The sequence below is a fragment of the Embleya sp. NPDC025285 genome, assembly GCF_055558835.1.
In genome coordinates this window covers 1-17,213 of sequence record NZ_JBVHLU010000082.1, presented here as the reverse complement: position 1 = coordinate 17,213, position 17,213 = coordinate 1, and the positions used below count along the sequence as shown (strand labels likewise).

16 protein-coding genes and 1 pseudogene are annotated in these 17,213 nt (G+C 69.6%); 12 read left to right on the top strand and 5 right to left on the bottom strand.

Features of this window, described 5'->3' with window-relative positions; all coding sequences use genetic code 11:
• The first annotated feature begins 7 nt into the window (after window positions 1-7).
• Window positions 8-613 carry a maltokinase N-terminal cap-like domain-containing protein gene (locus ACZ4FV_RS38255; protein WP_395861044.1) on the top strand — a complete coding sequence of 202 codons (606 nt, stop codon included), beginning with the start codon at window positions 8-10 and terminating at the stop codon, window positions 611-613.
• Between the two features lie 75 nt (window positions 614-688).
• On the opposite strand, the gene ACZ4FV_RS38250 is transcribed toward ACZ4FV_RS38255, so the two are convergent.
• Window positions 689-1,723, bottom strand: coding sequence for an alpha/beta hydrolase (locus ACZ4FV_RS38250; protein ID WP_395861043.1), 1,035 nt, complete (start codon window positions 1,721-1,723; stop codon window positions 689-691).
• Between the two features lie 83 nt (window positions 1,724-1,806).
• Between ACZ4FV_RS38250 and ACZ4FV_RS38245 the strand changes: the two genes are divergently transcribed.
• The 3 genes from ACZ4FV_RS38245 (at window position 1,807) to ACZ4FV_RS38235 (ending at window position 4,574) form a co-directional block, all read left to right on the top strand.
• Window positions 1,807-2,352 carry a MarR family winged helix-turn-helix transcriptional regulator gene (locus tag ACZ4FV_RS38245; RefSeq protein ID WP_395861041.1) on the top strand — a complete coding sequence of 182 codons (546 nt, stop codon included), beginning with the start codon at window positions 1,807-1,809 and terminating at the stop codon, window positions 2,350-2,352.
• Between the two features lie 213 nt (window positions 2,353-2,565).
• Window positions 2,566-3,153, top strand: coding sequence for an ArsR/SmtB family transcription factor (locus tag ACZ4FV_RS38240; protein ID WP_402236125.1), 588 nt, complete (start codon window positions 2,566-2,568; stop codon window positions 3,151-3,153).
• Window positions 3,150-4,574: an MFS transporter gene (locus tag ACZ4FV_RS38235; RefSeq protein ID WP_465325170.1), complete on the top strand. Its 1,425-nt coding sequence runs from the start codon at window positions 3,150-3,152 to the stop codon at window positions 4,572-4,574. The genes ACZ4FV_RS38240 and ACZ4FV_RS38235 overlap by 4 nt, the downstream gene beginning before the upstream one ends.
• A 63-nt stretch (window positions 4,575-4,637) precedes the next feature.
• On the opposite strand, the gene ACZ4FV_RS38230 is transcribed toward ACZ4FV_RS38235, so the two are convergent.
• Window positions 4,638-5,162 (bottom strand): MarR family winged helix-turn-helix transcriptional regulator, encoded by a 525-nt coding sequence (locus ACZ4FV_RS38230; RefSeq protein ID WP_465325168.1) that lies wholly within the window; start codon window positions 5,160-5,162, stop codon window positions 4,638-4,640.
• Window positions 5,163-5,263: 101 nt separating this feature from the next.
• On the opposite strand from ACZ4FV_RS38230, the gene ACZ4FV_RS38225 reads away from it, so the two are divergent.
• The 7 genes and pseudogenes from ACZ4FV_RS38225 to ACZ4FV_RS38195 form a co-directional block, all read left to right on the top strand.
• Window positions 5,264-6,781, top strand: a complete 1,518-nt coding sequence (locus ACZ4FV_RS38225) for an MFS transporter (protein WP_465325167.1) — start codon at window positions 5,264-5,266, stop codon at window positions 6,779-6,781.
• A gap of 160 nt (window positions 6,782-6,941) precedes the next feature.
• A complete protein-coding gene (locus ACZ4FV_RS38220; RefSeq protein WP_402236432.1) occupies window positions 6,942-7,583 on the top strand; it encodes a helix-turn-helix transcriptional regulator in 642 nt (213 codons plus the stop codon).
• A gap of 10 nt (window positions 7,584-7,593) precedes the next feature.
• Window positions 7,594-7,848 carry a hypothetical protein gene (locus ACZ4FV_RS38215; protein ID WP_402236116.1) on the top strand — a complete coding sequence of 85 codons (255 nt, stop codon included), beginning with the start codon at window positions 7,594-7,596 and terminating at the stop codon, window positions 7,846-7,848.
• Complete coding sequence (locus tag ACZ4FV_RS38210; protein WP_395861029.1) at window positions 7,845-9,020, top strand: DSD1 family PLP-dependent enzyme; 1,176 nt, start codon at window positions 7,845-7,847, stop codon at window positions 9,018-9,020. Before ACZ4FV_RS38215 ends, ACZ4FV_RS38210 begins: the two co-directional genes overlap by 4 nt.
• Window positions 9,021-9,359: 339 nt before the next feature.
• Window positions 9,360-10,811, top strand: coding sequence for an argininosuccinate synthase (argG, locus tag ACZ4FV_RS38205; protein ID WP_395861027.1), 1,452 nt, complete (start codon window positions 9,360-9,362; stop codon window positions 10,809-10,811).
• Window positions 10,812-11,101: 290 nt separating this feature from the next.
• Window positions 11,102-12,223 carry a sulfite oxidase gene (locus ACZ4FV_RS38200; protein WP_395861025.1) on the top strand — a complete coding sequence of 374 codons (1,122 nt, stop codon included), beginning with the start codon at window positions 11,102-11,104 and terminating at the stop codon, window positions 12,221-12,223.
• A gap of 304 nt (window positions 12,224-12,527) precedes the next feature.
• Window positions 12,528-13,067, top strand: a pseudogene (locus tag ACZ4FV_RS38195) (ATP-binding protein); the annotation flags it as partial.
• A gap of 359 nt (window positions 13,068-13,426) precedes the next feature.
• Here the strand turns inward: ACZ4FV_RS38195 and ACZ4FV_RS38190 are convergent.
• From ACZ4FV_RS38190 to ACZ4FV_RS38180, 3 genes are all read right to left on the bottom strand, one after another.
• The gene (locus tag ACZ4FV_RS38190) at window positions 13,427-14,659 is read right to left on the bottom strand and encodes a PP2C family protein-serine/threonine phosphatase (RefSeq protein ID WP_395861023.1); all 1,233 of its coding nucleotides are present in this window, start codon (window positions 14,657-14,659) and stop codon (window positions 13,427-13,429) included.
• Window positions 14,660-14,897: 238 nt separating this feature from the next.
• A complete protein-coding gene (locus tag ACZ4FV_RS38185) occupies window positions 14,898-15,215 on the bottom strand; it encodes a hypothetical protein (RefSeq protein WP_402236110.1) in 318 nt (105 codons plus the stop codon).
• A gap of 1,059 nt (window positions 15,216-16,274) precedes the next feature.
• Complete coding sequence (locus tag ACZ4FV_RS38180) at window positions 16,275-16,511, bottom strand: hypothetical protein (protein WP_395861019.1); 237 nt, start codon at window positions 16,509-16,511, stop codon at window positions 16,275-16,277.
• Between the two features lie 159 nt (window positions 16,512-16,670).
• Here ACZ4FV_RS38180 and ACZ4FV_RS38175 point away from each other — a divergent pair.
• A partial coding sequence (locus ACZ4FV_RS38175; RefSeq protein WP_465325162.1) for an ABC transporter ATP-binding protein occupies window positions 16,671-17,213 on the top strand: 543 nt, incomplete at its 3' end.

The following is a 17,213-nucleotide window of genomic DNA, read 5'->3' as shown; positions in this document are numbered from 1 at the left end:
AGTTCGCATGGCCTCGATCCACCACACCACCATGACGCCCGGCAAGCTGGATCTGCTCACCGCCTGGCTGCCGAGGCAGAGCTGGTACGTGGGCGACGGACGAACGCCGGAACTGGTCAATGCCGGTGGGTTCCGTCTGGACGATCCGCAGGGCGCGGTCGGGATCGAGTTCATGATCGTGGTGGACACGACCGCGCAGGATCCGGTGGCGTACGCGGTGCCGATGGGCTACCGCGGCGCGGCCCTGGAAGGCGTCCCCGACGAGGCGCTGATCGGGATTGCCGAGCACGGGGTGCTCGGCACGCGGTGGATCTACGACGGCTTCCACGACCCCGTGGTGACGGCGCAGTTGCGCGCGCTCCTGCGCGGCGAGGCGACGGCGCAGCACCAGAGCGACAGTGACACCCCCGATCCGACCGTCACCGTGCACGGAACCGGCCCGGACGACGGGTTCGACGTTCGGGTCGACCGCGTCCCGCGCCCCGTCGAGGCCACGCGGAGCTCGTCCGGACACCTGGTCGCCGGATGGACCCGGCCGAACGGAACGGCCGCACGAGGCGTCGTCGCGACCGTTGTGCCGAGCGACGCGCTTCGCCCCGGGTCCGACCGATGACGCGGTTCGAGCGCGCCCCGACCCGGTCGGCGAACAGCGCCTACGGGGACGGGGATGTGCGCGCTCCCCGAGCCTTTATCGCGGGTGGGCGATCCGATGGGAGAGCCATGCGAGTGCGGGCGGCATCCGGTACTCCACGGCGTGGTGTCCCGCGTCGAACAACTCGAAGCGTATGACGTCCCCATCCACTCCGGCCTCGGCGAGGGCATCGCGGAACGCCTGTGCCCCCAAGTCGAGGAACCATTCGTCGCGGGTGCCCGCGTCGATCCAGATCGCCCGCTGGGATCGCAGTGCCTCGCCGTGCAGTGGCGCCATCCTCACCGGGTCCCAGTCCAGCCAGCGCTGCCAGATCTCCGGCCGGAGTGCGCCTGTGCGCGGGTCGAAGGGCAACTGTGGCGTGCCGTCCGGAGCGGGCGAGAAGCAGGCCGAGACGCCGAGCAGTTCGAGCAGCCTCAGGTCCTCGTCCTTGGTGAAGGCCACTCGCGCGCGGAAGTCGTCCCACCAGCGGAGGATGTCGCCGTCGTACGTTCTCAACTGGCGTGCCGCCATGAGGAAATGAGGGATGTACTGGGCCTCCGACAACGAATCGCCCGAGTGTGTCGCGAACGCGCCGAAGAGGTCGGGCCGGAGCATCGATGTGATCATCGCGCCGAGCCCGCCGCTCGACTTCCCTGCCAGCGCCCGGTGATCGCGGTCGGCGAGCGACCGGTAGTGGGCATCGACCCACGGCACGATCTCCTCGCACAGATACGAGTGGTAGCGGCCGGTCCCCGGCGAGTCGATGTACTGGCTGCCGCCGTAGGTGGTCCAGGCGTCGACGAACACCAGAATCATCGGCGGTGCCTCGCCGCGGGCGAAGATCCCGTCGATGAGTTCGGGCACCGGCCGGCGGTAGGGGGTGTGGTTGCGCCATACCGGGAGGGTGCCGGCGTAGCCGAGCAGCAGATAGGTGACGGGGTAGCGGCGCCCGGCATCGGCGTCGTAGCCGGGTGGGGTGTAGACCCACAACGGCCTCTGTGTGGCGTCTCCCAGGGGATTGCCGCGCAACAGGACGCTGTCGATGACGTGCTCGTCGATGCGGCCTGTGAGCGGGGTGGGCCATGGGGTCATCGGAACCTCCTCGGGGCGGGGGCTTCGACGTTACTACGATTTCAAATTATATGAATCGGTAGTACTTGCCTTATGCTGGCGCCATGGACACGACGCACGGCCAGGTCCCCTCCGCCGACTCGGTCGACCGGCACATCGCTCACTGGAAGCACGAGGTGCCCGATCTGGACCCGATGGTCGAGGGCGTCGTCACCCGGATGCAGATGCTGGTGCGCCATCTCCAGCGTCGAAAGGAAGCCGGGCTCACCCAACGCGAGTTGAAGATGTGGGAATACGAGATCCTCTGGCGGCTGCGCTCCGCCGGCGAGCCGTACCGGATGACGCCGACACGGCTCGCCGAAGGTCTGGACATCCATCCGGCGACACTCACGAGCCGGCTGGACCGCCTGGCAAAGTCCGGCTACGTGACCCGGGAGCACACCCCGGAAGACCGCCGGAGCCTGCTCGTGACGCTGACCGACAAGGGACACGAGGCGTGGTCGTCCACGATCGGCGATCAGATGGCGACCGAGAACGCGCTACTGGCTCCGCTGAGCGAAGCGGAACGGGAGCAACTTGTGGCACTGCTGCGAAAGATCACCTTGATGGCGGAGTCGGGCGGCCCACCGCTGATGCCGACTCTCGACTGAACACACCCGCGGACTCGACAAGCTGCTTTCCGGCGGCTTCCGCGTCCCGTCGGTCACTGCTCGTCACCCGGCCCTGGGGTCCCAGGACGGCCGTGGCACGTCCTCGTTCCCGATGCTTCCGCCTTCCGGCTTCCGCCTTCCGGCTTCCGTTGACATCTCCCGATGCGTCGACAACTATCAAGGGAATCCTTCATAAATTCGGCGGGAGCCACGATGGCACCGGAAGCACGCAGGCGGATCGGGGACGCGGACACCCTTCGGGCACTGGCCGGCCCGGTCCGGCAACGCCTGCTGACCCACCTGATGACCTTCGGCCCGCAGACCGCGACCCAGTGCGCGAGCGTGGTCGAGGCGACCCCCTCCAACTGCAGCTACCACCTCCGGGAACTCGCCAGATACGGTCTGGTCGAGCGGGTCGAGGCAAGCGCGGGAGACGCCCGCGAACGGCTGTGGCGGGCGACCGTGACCGGATTGATCTACGATCCACCGGCCGACGCCGACGCCGATCCGGTGGTCGCGCTGGCCCGACGGGAGGTCGCCCACGTACGGATCGACAACGACGCGGCACTCGCCCACGCGGCCGTCGACCGGCACGAGGAACTCCCGCCGCACTGGCGGGACGCGGAGACCATGGCCGGCTACGGTCTGCGCGTCACCGCGGCCGAACTGGCCGAACTCACCGCGGCGATCGACGCCCTGCTCCGCCCCTACATCGCGCCCACCCGAGAGGACGCGCCCGAGGACGCCCGGGTCGTTCATCTGGGCCTGACCGCGCTGCGCACCCCGGAACCACCGACGTGAGCGCCCGATCGCCGCTGCGCGAAAGGGACTTCGCGCTGCTGTGGAGCGGCGGTCTGATCGGCGATCTCGGCGACTGGATGTTGTTGGCGAGCCTGCCGGTGCACGTGTACACGCAAACCGGTTCGGCGACCGCGACCTCCACGGTCTTCCTCGCCGAATTGCTCCCCGCCCTGCTTGTCGCCCCGTTCGCCGGCGTCCTGGTCGACCGTTGGGACCGACGGCGGCTCCTGGTCCGGCTGGGACTGCTCCAAGCGCTCCTGCTCCTGCCCCTGCTCGCGGCCGGCGGCGCCGACCGGCTGTGGATCGTGTACGCGGTCGCCGCAGCGCAATCGTGCCTGGCCGGACTGGGCACGCCGGCCAAGGCCGCCCTGGTCCCGATGCTCGTCGGCCGGGACCGCATCGCCGCCGCCAACTCGCTGAACGCCGTCAGCGACAACCTCGCCCGGCTGGTCGGCGCGCCCCTGGGCGGTGTGGCGATCCAACTCCTGGGCCTGCCCGGAGTGGTCGCCGTCGACGCGGTGACGTTCGTGCTCGCCGCCGCGCTCACGGCCGGCATCCGCGGCCGCGCCCGTCCCGAGCTTCCCCCCGTCGCACGCCCGGGAATGCTCGGCGAATGGCTCGACGGGCTCCGGGTGGTCCGACGAAACCGCCCGCTGCCCGCCGCGATCGCGATCGCCGCGCTCGGACAACTCGCCCAGGGCATCTTCATGGTGCTGTTCGTCGTCTTCGTCCTGGACCACCTGCACGGCGACGGCACCGACGTGGGTCTGCTGCGCGGTGTCCAGGCGATCGGCGGCGTACTGGGCGGCCTCGTACTCGGCGCACTCGGCGGTCGGATGCGCCCGCACATCCTCGTCGGCTCCGGCCTCATCGCGTTCGGCCTCATCTCCCTGACCACCTGGACCGCGCCCACCGTGAGCACCGCGATCGGCCTGTACGCCGGGCTGTTCGTCGCCGCGGGAGTCCCCGGCGTGGCGGCCTCGGCCGGCCTGCTCACAATCACTCAGACCCATACGCCGCCGACCCACATCGGCCGCGTTCTCGCCGCCGGGAACGCCTCGGCCGGCGCCGCGCAGTTGGTCGGCGTCCTGATCGCGGGCACCCTCGCCGACCGCTACGGCACCCTCGCGCTGCTCGACGCCCAAGCCGGCCTGTACCTCCTCACCGGACTCCTCGCCCTCACCACCCTGCGCCCACGCAACCCGTCCGTCCCGTCTGCCGCCCACACCACCCGGCGCCGCGATCGCGGCCCGCACCATGGCCGACCCCCCGACCTGCGATCCCCGATCGAGCACCGCAACCTCAACGTGCTCGGCCGGTCCGGCTTCGGCACCTCCACCCCGGCCGCCGGCAGCCTGCGACCACCGCGCGACCCGAACGCCGCCGGGCCCGATGACGATGACGACAGCACGAGGAAATGAGCACCGCCGCCGGCTCCCGCCAGGCTCAGAGGTCCAAACGACGCCGTGTCCACGCCGCCCCGGCTAGGGAGTCCGGTCACCGGGGCCGTCGGGGGAACGCGGGGTCGCCGTGCCCTGTTCCGCGAGGTGGGTGTCCATGGTGGAGTTGAGGTCGGTCATGAACGACTCGATCTGTTCCAGGAGTTGCGGCGGGTAGTGCGACATCGCGGTGTCGAGGCGGCGGGCGAGCGGGCCGAAGAACTCGTCCGCCCGTTCCTGGATGTGCCCGCCGCTGCGCAGGGTGATGATGCGCCGGTCGGAGTGTTCGCGGAAGCGGGTGATGTGCCCGGCCGCTTCGAGACGGTTCAGGAGTGCGGTGGTCGCCCCCGTGGACAGGGAGATCCGCTCGCTCAGCCGTGCCGGTGACAAGGGGGTGCCGCGCTCTTCGGCAGCGGCGATCTCCAGTACCGCGGTCGCGTCCGTGGAGTGCAGGCCCAGCCAGGCGGCGAAGCGCCGGCTGAGCTCGGCGTAGTGGCCGCCGTAGATCCTCAGCGATTCCATCAGCCGCTCACGCTGCGCCGCGACACCGTCGCGGGTCGCTTCCTCCATGGAACCCCTCCACCTTTCTCTCCTGCCGTGCGGTCCACGCCGGCGGCCCGCTTTGACAACCTACCGTCGCCACTTTACCTTCATGGTGGAATTACTTCACCATGGAGGTATTACGCGTGCGCAATCCGCCTCTTGCCCCCGAGGAGACCACCGCGCCCTACCGTTGGCGGTGGCTGATCCTGGTGGTGATGATCGCCGCGGAGATCATGGATCTCCTGGACGCCTCGATCGTCAACGTCGCCGGACCCGCGCTGGAGGAGTCTCTCGGCGCCGGTTCCGTCGGACTGCAGTGGGTGATCGGCGGCTACGCTCTGACCCTGGGCGCCGGTCTCGTTCTGGGTGGCCGGCTCGGCGACCGTTACGGGCGGCGCCGGATGTTCCTGATCGGCCTGGCGGCCTTCACCGCATGCTCGCTGCTGTGCGCGATCGCGCCGACCATCGAGTCGTTGATCGTCTTCCGTCTGCTGCAGGGCACCGCCGGGGCGATGCTGCTTCCGCAGGGCCTGGGCCTGCTGCGGGAGAACTTCTCCGGCCCGGAACTCACCAAGGTCTTCGCGATCTTCGGTCCCGTCCTCGGTCTGGGCGGCATCATCGGCCCGATCCTGGGCGGCTTCCTCATCGAGGGCGACTTCTTCGGCCTGGGCTGGCGCTCGGTGTTCCTGATCAACCTGCCCGTCGGCCTCGCGGCGTTGATCATCGCCGCGAAGTTCGTGCCCAGGAAGGCGGGCGACCGCGCGGTGCGGATCGACACGGTCGGCGCGGTCCTGGTGGCAGCCTCCTGCGCCCTCCTGGTGCTGCCGCTGAACCAGGGACAGGAGGACGACTGGCCACTGTGGACATGGCTGTGCATGTCCGCCTCGGTGATCGGGTTCGCCCTGTTCGCCGTGCAGCAGCGCCGTACGGCCGCCGCAGGTCGTGAGCCGTTGGTGAGGGCGGGCCTGCTGCGCAAGTCCGCCTTCACCGTCGGGCTCGGCGGCATCGCCTTGTTCTTCGGCGGGCTGATCGGCACGCAACTCGTGCTGACCCTCTACCTCCAGATCGGCCGGCACTTCACCGCCGGTGACGCGGGACTCGGCAACCTGCCGCTCGCGGTGGGCACCGCGATCGGGGGAGCCGTCAGCGGCGCCTTCCTCGCGGACCGGATCGGGCGCAGGGTGCTGCAGATCGGTCCACTGGTCCAGTTGCTCGGAACCACCGTGTTGTGGTTCGAACTCGACGGCCTCGACACCGCCTCGTTCTCGATCTGGGACATCGCTCCCGGTGTGGCGGTGGCGGGCATCGGCGCCGGCATGGTGATCGCCGCCCTGTTCAGCTTCATCCTGGCCGCGGTCGACGACGACGAGATCGGTTCCGCCTCCGGCGTCCTGTCGGCGGTCCAAGCGGTCGGCGGTTCCATCGGCGTCGCGATCTTCGGATCGGTGTTCTTCGCCCAGGCCGAGACCGGTGACTTCACCGGCGGCTTCCATCGCGCGCTGATCGTCCAGGCGTGCCTGCTGGCGGCCTTTTTCGCCATCACCTTCCTCCTCCCCAGGAAGGGCCGCCCCGAGGAGGAGCAGCACGGCGTCACCCCCGAGGCCACCACCTGCGACTCCGACACCAAGCAGCACCTCACCACGTAAGAGCCCCCGCCCTCGGGTCGCCTCGCGGACCGACGGCCCGCTGGACAACCACCGAGCGAGCTACTTAGACTTGCTGTCCAACAGTAGACAATAAATATAATCAAGCTGGGAGGACCTCATGGAACCCATCGACGGTCCGGAGACGGGCGAGCGCACGGACATGGTCGCCGCGGCCCCCACCGAGGCGGACGAGCATCTCATCCGTGAGGTCGAAAGGATCGCTGTCGCGCTGGGCCGGATGTTTCCGGGACTGTGCGAAGTGGTTCTGCACGATCTGCGGAATCCGCGGCATGCGATCCGGGCGATCGAGAACAACCTTTCCGGCCGCAAGGTCGGGGATTCGGTCACAGAGCTGGGCCTGGCCCGGATCGAGGACCCGAGCTACCCCAGTGTCATCCAGAACTACCCCAATCAATTCCCCGACGGCCGCCCGGTCAAGAGCACGTCCATCGGGATCAGGAACGCCACCGGCGAGTACGTCGCCGCCCTCTGCCTGAACCTGGACGTGTCGGTGCTGTCGCCGGTGACCCTCGCGCTGTCGAACCTCGTGGCCACCGACACCGAGCACCGCGACCAGTCCCTGGAATCCCTCCGGGACCGCAACGCCCGCGAGCTGCGCCGGGCGGTGGAGGAACTGGCCGCGGAGCGCGCGGCGGCCCCTCGGTCGCTGAGCAGGGAGAGCAAGAGGGCCCTCGTGCGGCAACTGCACCAGGAGGGCCACTTCGACTCGCGCGATGCCGCGCAGACCATCGCGGACCTGCTCGGCGTGTCCCGGGCGACCGTCTACAACTACACCAAGTGAAGGGCGCCTCGTGACCGCCGCCGGCTCGACCACTCGCCCCGTTCCGGCATCCGCCTCCGGCCGGCCACCGACCGCGCGCCGCCTGGGCGAAAGCCGGCACTCCCCCGCGCGGACGGTCCTCACCCCGCTCGGCGAGGTCCTCACCGGTCACCCCACGGGACGCATCGACGACAACGACATCACGGCCTTCGACAGCTCCGGAATCGGAGTGCAGGACCTGTATCCGGGCCTGGCCCTCCTGAAGAAGACGGACATCTCCCTGTGAGCACCCCCGCAAGCGCCACCGGCCCCGAGGCCACCCGGACGCTGGCCGACCCCGACACCCCGTTCGCCGTCGTCGACGTCCACAAGGCCCGGCGCAACATCGAACGACTGGCGGCGCGGGCCGACCGGCTCGGGGTCGCCCTACGCCCCCACGTGAAGACGGCCAAGAGCCTCGACGTCGCCGGCCTCACGCACGACACGCCCTGTCCGGTCACCGTCTCCACCCTGGCCGAGGCCGAGGCGTTCGCCGACGGCGGTTACATCGACATCACCTACGCCGTCGGGATCGACCCCCACAAACTCACGCGCGTCCTCGCGCTGCTGCGCCGCGGTGTCACTCTGCGGATCCTGCTGGACAGTGTCGAGCAGGCGGCATTCGTCGCCGAAGCCTCTCGCCGGGCCGGCGTTCCCATCCCCACTCAGATCGAGATCGACTGCGACGGCCACCGAGGCGGCGTCGAGCCCGACGCCCCCGCGCTCACCGAGATCGGCCGCGTCCTGCACGACGCGGGATGTCTGGACGGCGTACTGGCCCACGCGGGTGAGTCCTACTTCGCCTACACCGCCGAGGAACGGCGCCTGGCGGCGAAGAACGAACGCGACACCGCCGTCGCCGCGGCCGAGCGGCTGCGCGCGGCCGGAATGCCCGTGGCCACCGTCAGTGTCGGCTCCACCCCCACGGCCCACGCGGCCGAGAACCTCGACGGAGTCACCGAACTGCGCGCGGGGAACTACGTCTTCTTCGACCTGGTGATGGCCGGCATCGGCATCTGCCGGATCGAGGATCTCGCCCTGTCGGTCGTCGTCACCGTCATCGGCCACCGCCGCGAGTACGGGTGGATCGTCACCGACGGCGGCTGGATGGCCATGTCCCGCGACCGAGGCACCGCCGCCCAGTCGCAGGACCAGGGCTACGGCCTGGTCACCGACCTGGACGGCAACCTCATATCGGGCCTGCTCATGACGGCCGCAAGCCAGGAACACGGCACCCTCACCGCCCGCGACGGCGCCCACCTGCCCGACCTGCCCGTCGGCACCCGACTGCGCATCCTGCCCAACCACGCCTGCGCCACCGCCGCCCAACACCGCGGCTATCACGTCGTCGACGGCGCACTGACCACGAACACGGCACCGACGATTCAGACCTTCTGGGAACGCGTCTCCGGCTGGTGACCAACCGGGCGACGAAGGAGCCACCGTTCCTCATCCGCCTCCACCCGACGCGGCAGTATCCGCAGGGATGTCGACCCCTCGCCATACACACCCGCACGACGGAACCGAACTCCCGCCCGGAGCGCGCGCCCGCGTCGCCGGCTTCGTCCGAGCGTCGTCGCGTGCCGCGCCGAGTGCTCGATGACGACGCCCCGCCGGCGGTTGATCCGTCACGAGGGCGCGAGGCGGGCCGGGCACGCCGGGCCGTCTCCGAGAGCTCAAGTCGGCGACCTGAGCCATAAGTTCCGGTTCCCCACTCCCCTCGTTGCATATTCATGCGGAGTGCAGCATACTCTTTCCATGTCCAAGGTTCTTACCTCTCTGCCCATCGGCGAACGTGTCGGCATCGCCTTCTCCGGTGGGCTCGACACCTCCGTCGCGGTCGCGTGGATGCGCGACAAGGGGGCCGTCCCGTGCACCTACACCGCTGACATCGGCCAGTACGACGAGCCGGACATCGCCTCGGTGCCCAGCCGCGCGTCGGCGTACGGCGCCGAGATCGCGCGCCTGGTCGACTGCCGTGCGGCGCTGGTCGAGGAGGGCTTGGCCGCACTCGCCTGCGGCGCGTTCCACATCCGCTCGGGCGGGCGGGCCTACTTCAACACGACGCCGCTCGGCCGCGCCGTCACCGGGACCCTGCTGGTCCGGGCGATGCTCGCCGACGACGTGCAGATCTGGGGCGACGGCTCGACGTTCAAGGGCAACGACATCGAGCGGTTCTACCGTTACGGTCTGCTCACCAACCCGAACCTGCGCATCTACAAGCCATGGCTCGACGCGGACTTCGTCTCCGAACTCGGCGGACGCAAGGAGATGTCGGAGTGGCTACTCGCCCACGACCTCCCCTACCGCGACAGCACCGAGAAGGCCTACTCCACCGACGCCAACATCTGGGGCGCCACCCACGAGGCCAAGACCCTGGAACGCCTCGACACCGGCGTCGAGACCGTCGACCCGATCATGGGCGTGCGGTTCTGGGACCCCGAGGTCGAGATCACGACCGAGGACGTGACGATCACCTTCGCCCAAGGCCGCCCGGTGGCGATCAACGGCAAGGAGTTCGCCACCCCGGTCGACCTGGTGATGGAGGCGAACACCATCGGCGGACGCCACGGCATGGGCATGTCCGACCAGATCGAGAACCGGATCATCGAGGCCAAGAGCCGCGGCATCTACGAGGCCCCGGGCATGGCGCTGCTGCACGCCGCGTACGAGCGCCTGGTCAACGCGATCCACAACGAGGACACCCTCGCGCAGTACCACAACGAAGGCCGGCGCCTCGGTCGCCTCATGTACGAAGGCCGCTGGCTCGACCCCCAGGCGCTGATGATCCGGGAGTCCCTGCAGCGCTGGGTGGGTACGGCGGTCACCGGTGAAGTGACGCTGCGGCTGCGGCGCGGCGAGGACTACTCGGTCATGGACACCTCCGGCCCGACGTTCAGCTACCACCCGGACAAGCTGTCCATGGAACGCACCGAAGACTCGGCGTTCGGCCCGGTGGACCGGATCGGCCAACTCACCATGCGCAACCTCGACATCGCCGACTCCCGCGCCAAACTGGAGCAGTACGCCCTGCTCGGCATCGTCGGTCACACCCATGCGGCCCTCATCAGTGCCGCCCAGGACACCTCCACCGAGCTGATCGGTGCGATGCCGCAGGGCGGCGCCGAGGTCATCGCCTCCCGCGGCAGGGTCGAGAGCGACGGCGATCTCATGCTCGACCGTGCCGCCATGGAGTCGGGCACCGACTGACCGGCACGACAGTCGGCACACCACCCGGGCGCCGGTGCGCTCACTCGCGGCCTCACGGCACCGGCCGACGCGCCCGCCGGCATCGGCGCCCGGGCCGATGCGCGCACCGCCCTTGGCATCGCTTGGCACGCACACACCCGGCCCGGCCCTGACAGTCCGGGCCGGGCCGAGGTTGTTCGTCGATCAGTCGGTTGTACCGGCGAACCATCCGAGCGAGCCGGCCCCGATCCGGGGCCGGCGTGGCTCCGCAGCGGATGCCCGGGCTCGGGCCGAAGCGCACCATGGAATCAATGAACCATCGCATGGGCGACATCAGCTCCCCGGGACGAATCGCCGGTCCTGACGAGGAGATCAGCCCGGAGGAACTGGCGCTCGCGGCGCGCAACCACGGCCTGCCCCTGGAGGCTCTGCGCCACGATGTGACCCCACCCGGATTGCACTACCTGCTCACCCACTACGACATCCCCGCGGCCCGCGTCGACGACTGGCGGCTCGTGGTGGGTGGTCGGGTGCGCACACCACTGACCCTGGACATGCGGACGCTGCGATCCTTCCCGGCCGTGACCCATCGCGTGACGATGGAGTGTGCCGGCAACGGCCGGGCACGGCTGACGCCCCGACCGGTCAGTCAGCCGTGGCTGGTCGAGGCGGTCGGCACCGCCGAGTGGACCGGGGTCCCGCTGCGCCTGCTGCTTGCCGAAGCCGGGGTGGAGGCGGACGCCGTCGAGGCGGTCTTCCGCGGGGTCGACCACGGCGTGGAGCGCGGCGTCGAGCAGGATTACCGGCGCAGTCTGCCCACGGCGGTGTGCACCGGAAGCGATCCGGAGCCGGAAGTGCTGGTGGCCTACGACATGAACGGAATGCCGCTGCCCCCGCAACACGGCTGCCCGCTACGCCTGGTGGTGCCGGGCTGGTACGGGATGGCGCAGGTGAAATGGCTACGCGAGATCACACTGGTCGACGCGCCTTTCGCGGGCTTCCAACAGGCGGTGGCCTATCGGTACCGACAAAGGCAGGACGAACCGGGTGAGCCGGTGACGCGGATCGCCCCGCGGGCGTTGATGATTCCGCCCGGTTTTCCGGACTTCATGTCGAGGGCGCGGGTGGTACGGCCAGGCCCGGTGCTGTTGGAGGGGCGGGCATGGTCCGGGTTCGGAGCGGTTGCCCGGGTCGAGGTCAGCGCGGATGACGGGCGCACCTGGACAATGGCGGACCTCGCCCCGGCAGACCATCATCGGTGGGCCTGGCGGGGGTGGAGCGCGAGGTGGCAGGCCACGGTCGGCTGCCACGTACTGAGTGTGCGGGCGACGGATGCGCTGGGTAACGACCAGCCGCTCACCCAGTCCTGGAATCGCGGCGGATTCGGGAACAACGCGGTGCAGCGGATTCCCGTCTCGTGCGTTTCACCCTGACCCGAGGAGCACACGCGGCCCCCGGGTGGGCTCGGCGGCGGTGGATCACCAGGTTGACGCCATGGTCCGCGGTCCGCTCCGCCGGGCCGAACCATGACGTCGACGAACCGCGACGTCGGAGCCGTACTCGCCGATCCGGTCGCGGCGAGCCCGGCTGTCGAGCCCAAGCTGTCGCGTCCACACGACCGCAATCGTGTGGACCGTGTTGTCGACCTGACGAACCATTCGATCGGGTGACGCGTAGCCGCCGGGTCGCCGGGCAGGCGTGCGACACGACGGCGTCGACCGCGGGGAAGGATCGCCGATGGGTACGAGCGGGCAGGTCACCTCATTCCGGGAGGGTTCGCGCTCTCCCGTTCGAATGCCGCGCTCATCGGCCGTCCGGACGAGAGCAGCGGCAGGACTCCCGGTCTCGGCGGGCCCGTATGCCGAAAGTCGACCCGGAGTATCGTCCGCTGTCCACCACGTGCCTGTGAGGAAGGTCATGCCTCGACTCCGACGTTCCCTCGTCCGATGGCGCGTGCCACGACAGACCGGGGCTTGCGGTCGAGCCCGGAAAGCGATGCGGACCACTCTCACCGACTGGGGCTGGGACAAGGACCGCGTCGCGGCGGTCGTCCTGGTCGCCTCGGAATTGCTGACGAACGCGCAACTGCACACCGATGGGGACGTGCGACTGGCCCTGCGCCGGACCCGGCGCGGCGTACGGTTGTCCGTCTCCGACACCGATCCCCGAACGCCGACGCGCCGCGACACCGGTGCCGAACACGAAGGCGGCTTCGGACTGCACATCCTCGACACCATCACCACCGACTGGGGCGTTCGGACACACCGGGCCGGCAAGACCGTCTGGGCCGACCTCGACGCCCACCGCCCTGAGGCGAAACGGCGCCCGGGACCGGTGCGTGCCGCACGAACGAGCGCCGCCTGGGTCCGAGCGGCCCTTCGCCCGCTACGCCAAGCGGGCCCGGCGGCCGCCCTCCGAGGAGCGCGACTGTCTCGATCGGCGGTGCGGGTGTGGCGGCGGGCCGGCTCGATCGGCGGGTCGGCGCGCGGCTGGGCACCATCGGTGACGCAACGGATGCAACGGTTGTGGCGCGGGAGTCCGCGCCTGGTGCCCACGGATGGGATGTCCTCGCCGTGGTCCGACCCGCGGCATGAGCCGGACGGGCCGGGAGCGGGATGTTCCCCGGCTCGCCGCGATCAGGAGCCGGCGCCGTGCCATTGCAGGAGCAGGATGGTGGCATCGTCCCGGAGACGGTCGTGGTGGTATTCGCGGATCGCTCGGATGAGCCGGCGCAGGGTTTCGGGGGCGGGGAGGCCGTCAGCTATGTGGCGGATGACGAAGTCGACGAAGCGGTCCAGTCCGAAGATCTCGCCCTGGGGATTGCGGGCGTCGGTGACGCCGTCGGTGTAGAGCAGGAGCCAGTCGCCGGGTTCGAGCTGCTCGTCGTACAACGTGACGGGCAGGCCCATGTCCGTGCCCATCGGGTGAGCGGGCGGGCGTTCCAGGGTGGCGACCCATTGGCCGTTGCGGATCACGATCGGTGGGTGGTGGCCGCGGTTGACCCAGGTCAAGGCGCCGGTGAGCAGGTCGAGTTCGGCGATGATCGCGGTGGCGTAGCGGCTGCGGCCGAACTGTTCCACGAGCGCGGTCTCGATCGCCTCGCTGGTTTCGACCAGGCCCACGCCGTGGCGGCGGCTGCTGCGGCAGCCGGCCAGGGCGAGGGCGACGGTGAGGCCGGCGGAGGTGTCGTGGCCCATGGCGTCGAAGACGGCCAGGTGGGCGGTGTCGCCGTCGACGGCGTACTCGTACGCGTCGCCGCCCATCTCGTACGCCGGTTCCATGGCCGCGCTGACGGTGGCCTGTGCGCCGGCGAAGGAACCGGGCGGCATCAGGGTCCACTGCATCTCGGCGGCCAGGCCCATCGGGCGGGTGCGCACCAGGCGTTCGTAGGTGTCGCTGTAGGCGCGTTTGCTCACCAGGAGCAAGCCCACCAGGAGCGCGAGGTCGAGCGCCCTGTCGAGGACGGTGTCGTCGGTCTCGTCGGTTTCCAGGCCCAGGACGCCCAGGCGTTCGGCGCCGTCCACGAGGGGCAGCCACAAACGCCTGGTGGGCGCTTCGCCGGAGTCGACGTCGTCGGCGCCTGCCGGCGACTCGACGAGTTCGACGCTCTGGAAGGCGCGGCCGGCGAGCGTGGCATCGATGCGCAGCTCCGCCTCGGGGACCACGTCCGCTGCCCGCGTGTGCTCCCCTCTGCCGGGGACCAGGCGGAGCAGTTGTTGTTGCACGTCCACTAGGTAGACCAGCGGGCGGGCCAGACCCAGCGGTCGGGCATGCGCGGCGATCAGGTCCGGAAGATCCTCCAGGACGGCGTGGCGACTTGCCCGGAGCAGACCGACCGTCGTGGCCGCACCGTTCGAGAGAGGCTTCACACGGCATCCTGTCCTGATTCGAGACCCGCGTCTCCAACGGTCGATCACGACGACGTCGGTCGACTCGCTCCGCTCCGGCAACATCCGAAGGTAACAGAAACGGCCTCCGGGACTGTCACGGAGCCCACACCCGGCTCGGTCGGGTGGCCCGGCCGGCGCTTGCCCGTACAGCACCCGACATGTCGAGTCGACCGGTAGGTCCCGAAGGCGATTCCTGTCGCAGGGGTCCTGCCGTATGTCAGCGCGCGGGGCCGCCCGCGTCGTTGCGGGAACCGGGTCGGCCCTGGAGAGCGGCGATCCGCGTAGCGCTGCTGCTGAGGCAACTCGCGACGTCGCGCAGGTGGGACCTGCTGTACGAGTCCGTCGACCAACCGAGGTCGTCCATGCCCTTGACGGCCAGGAGCAACTGCTCCGCCGCCGCGGCCAATCGCTTCGCCAGGGCGGCCATGTCCCCCGCGTCTTGCTCCATCGCCTGCCTCCGATCGTCGACCGGGTCCACGGCCCGGGGGTCCGTCTCGCGGGCTCCGCCGGGTTCGGGATGCGGGTCGACGCTCATGACGAGGACCCCGGTGCCGTGGCACCGGGGTCCGGGTTGGGGTTTGTCTCACCATCCACCGGCTTGCCGAGCCCGGTGTCGTATCCGCACGGCTGCCGCACGCGGCAGGGGGGTGTGCGGGGATCGCTGATGCGTGACCGAAGACCACCTTCCGTTCGGATGGACCGCGGTGCCCGTTCGGCGGAAGTCACCGCCTGCGGGCGACCCGATGGCGCCTGGACCCTTCCCTTTCTCCTCTGACCGACAACTGCACTGCGATCTACTGCGATTGCCTGCCTCTGCCTGCTCCCGTCGTCGGCCGAAACCCCTACTACCGCTCGGTCCCGACCTGCCGACGGGTCCTGCTTCCTTCGGCCGTCGGAGCCCTTCGCACACACCGGCCCCGACGATCCCTCAACCAACTTGTGCCGCTGCACGGGCAGTTCGTCATCTGCCACGTCCGTTTGACGTTTCCTTCGATTCCGACACAGAGAACGTTAGCTACGTTGTATGCGAATGTCTACCATGAACATGACAGATTTTCTGAAGCCATCGGTGCCTGTCTTGGGTTCACATTCGTCCGGGTTCACGTTGGTCCGGGTTCACGTTGGTCAAAGTCGACAGGGAAACGCGTCGAGGGGCCCTGGCGCCGTTACGGCACCAGGGCCCCGAAAGAAATCCACACCATCCACCGACACCGACGTGTCGGTCTACCTGTTCCGCACCCGCCTCACGTGGCGGGGCTGCGGGGATCGCAATTGCGTGACCGCGGACCACCTTTCGTACCGGTGTCTCAACGGATCCCGCTCGGCCGAACAACCTCACCGCACCGAGCGGGCGATCCGGATGGCGTTCACTCCTTCCTTCCTACCTCGTGCAACGTGTAATGCCACCGCGGGTACAACCGAACTGCAGGTACTGCCGGGTTACTGCTCGTCCCGCACGGCGGCCCGGTGGGCCGCCCTCAGTTTCTCCTCGGCCCGACAACCAGCCTCCGGAACCCTTCACCGAACAACACACGGCCCCGGGACTCTGCTGTCGAACCCTCAACAACGCGCGCCAGTTCGTCTCTGTCGCGCCTCACTGATTCGCTTGGCTACGAGAGAAAACATACCCACCGACTTCCACGATGTCTACTCCCGCCGCGATAGATTTTCGAGCTTCATCGGAGGTGGAAACCCTCTCCCGTCGCGAGCGGACGACGCGCCACAGCGCGGGGCCGGCGAACGAGTTGAGCATCGGCGGCATCTCCACGATCACGTCCTCCGTGAGCAGCCGCTCGAGACCCTCGACATCGGCCCGCACAAACGCCTTCATGTCGGATGGTCGTCAACCACGAGGGTGCGTGGGCGGCTCGGTGCGGCGGACCGGCGCAGTGCGAGAACGGGGCGTCGAAGCAACCCCCCGTCGCCCGATTCCAGGTGCTGAAACCGTCGTGAAACCAGGCTGAATGCGTCCTGCCGCAACCTCTGCGGCATGACGACAACGACATCGCCCTCGCCCGCCATCGCGGCCGAGGGCCTGCGCAAGGCATACGGGGGCAGGACGGTCCTCGACGGCATCGACCTGGCCGTGCCGACCGGCACCGTCTTCTCCCTGCTCGGCCCGAACGGCGCCGGCAAGACCACCGCGGTCAAGATCCTCTCCACGCTCATCCGGGCCGACGGCGGACAGGCCCAGGTCGCGGGTCACGACGTCGCCGCCTCACCCGACGGAGTCCGCGCCGCGATCGGCGTCACCGGGCAGTTCTCCGCCGTCGACGGGCTGATCACCGGCGAGGAGAACATGCTCCTCATGGCCGACCTGCACCACCTCCCCAAGCGCGAGGGCCGCCGCAGCACCGCCGAGTTGCTGGCGCGCCTCGACCTCACCGAGGCCGCGAAGAAGCCCGCCTCGACCTACTCCGGCGGCATGAAGCGCCGCCTGGACATCGCCATGACCCTGGTCGGCAACCCGCGGATCATCTTCCTCGACGAGCCCACCACCGGCCTGGACCCGCGCAGCCGCCACAACATGTGG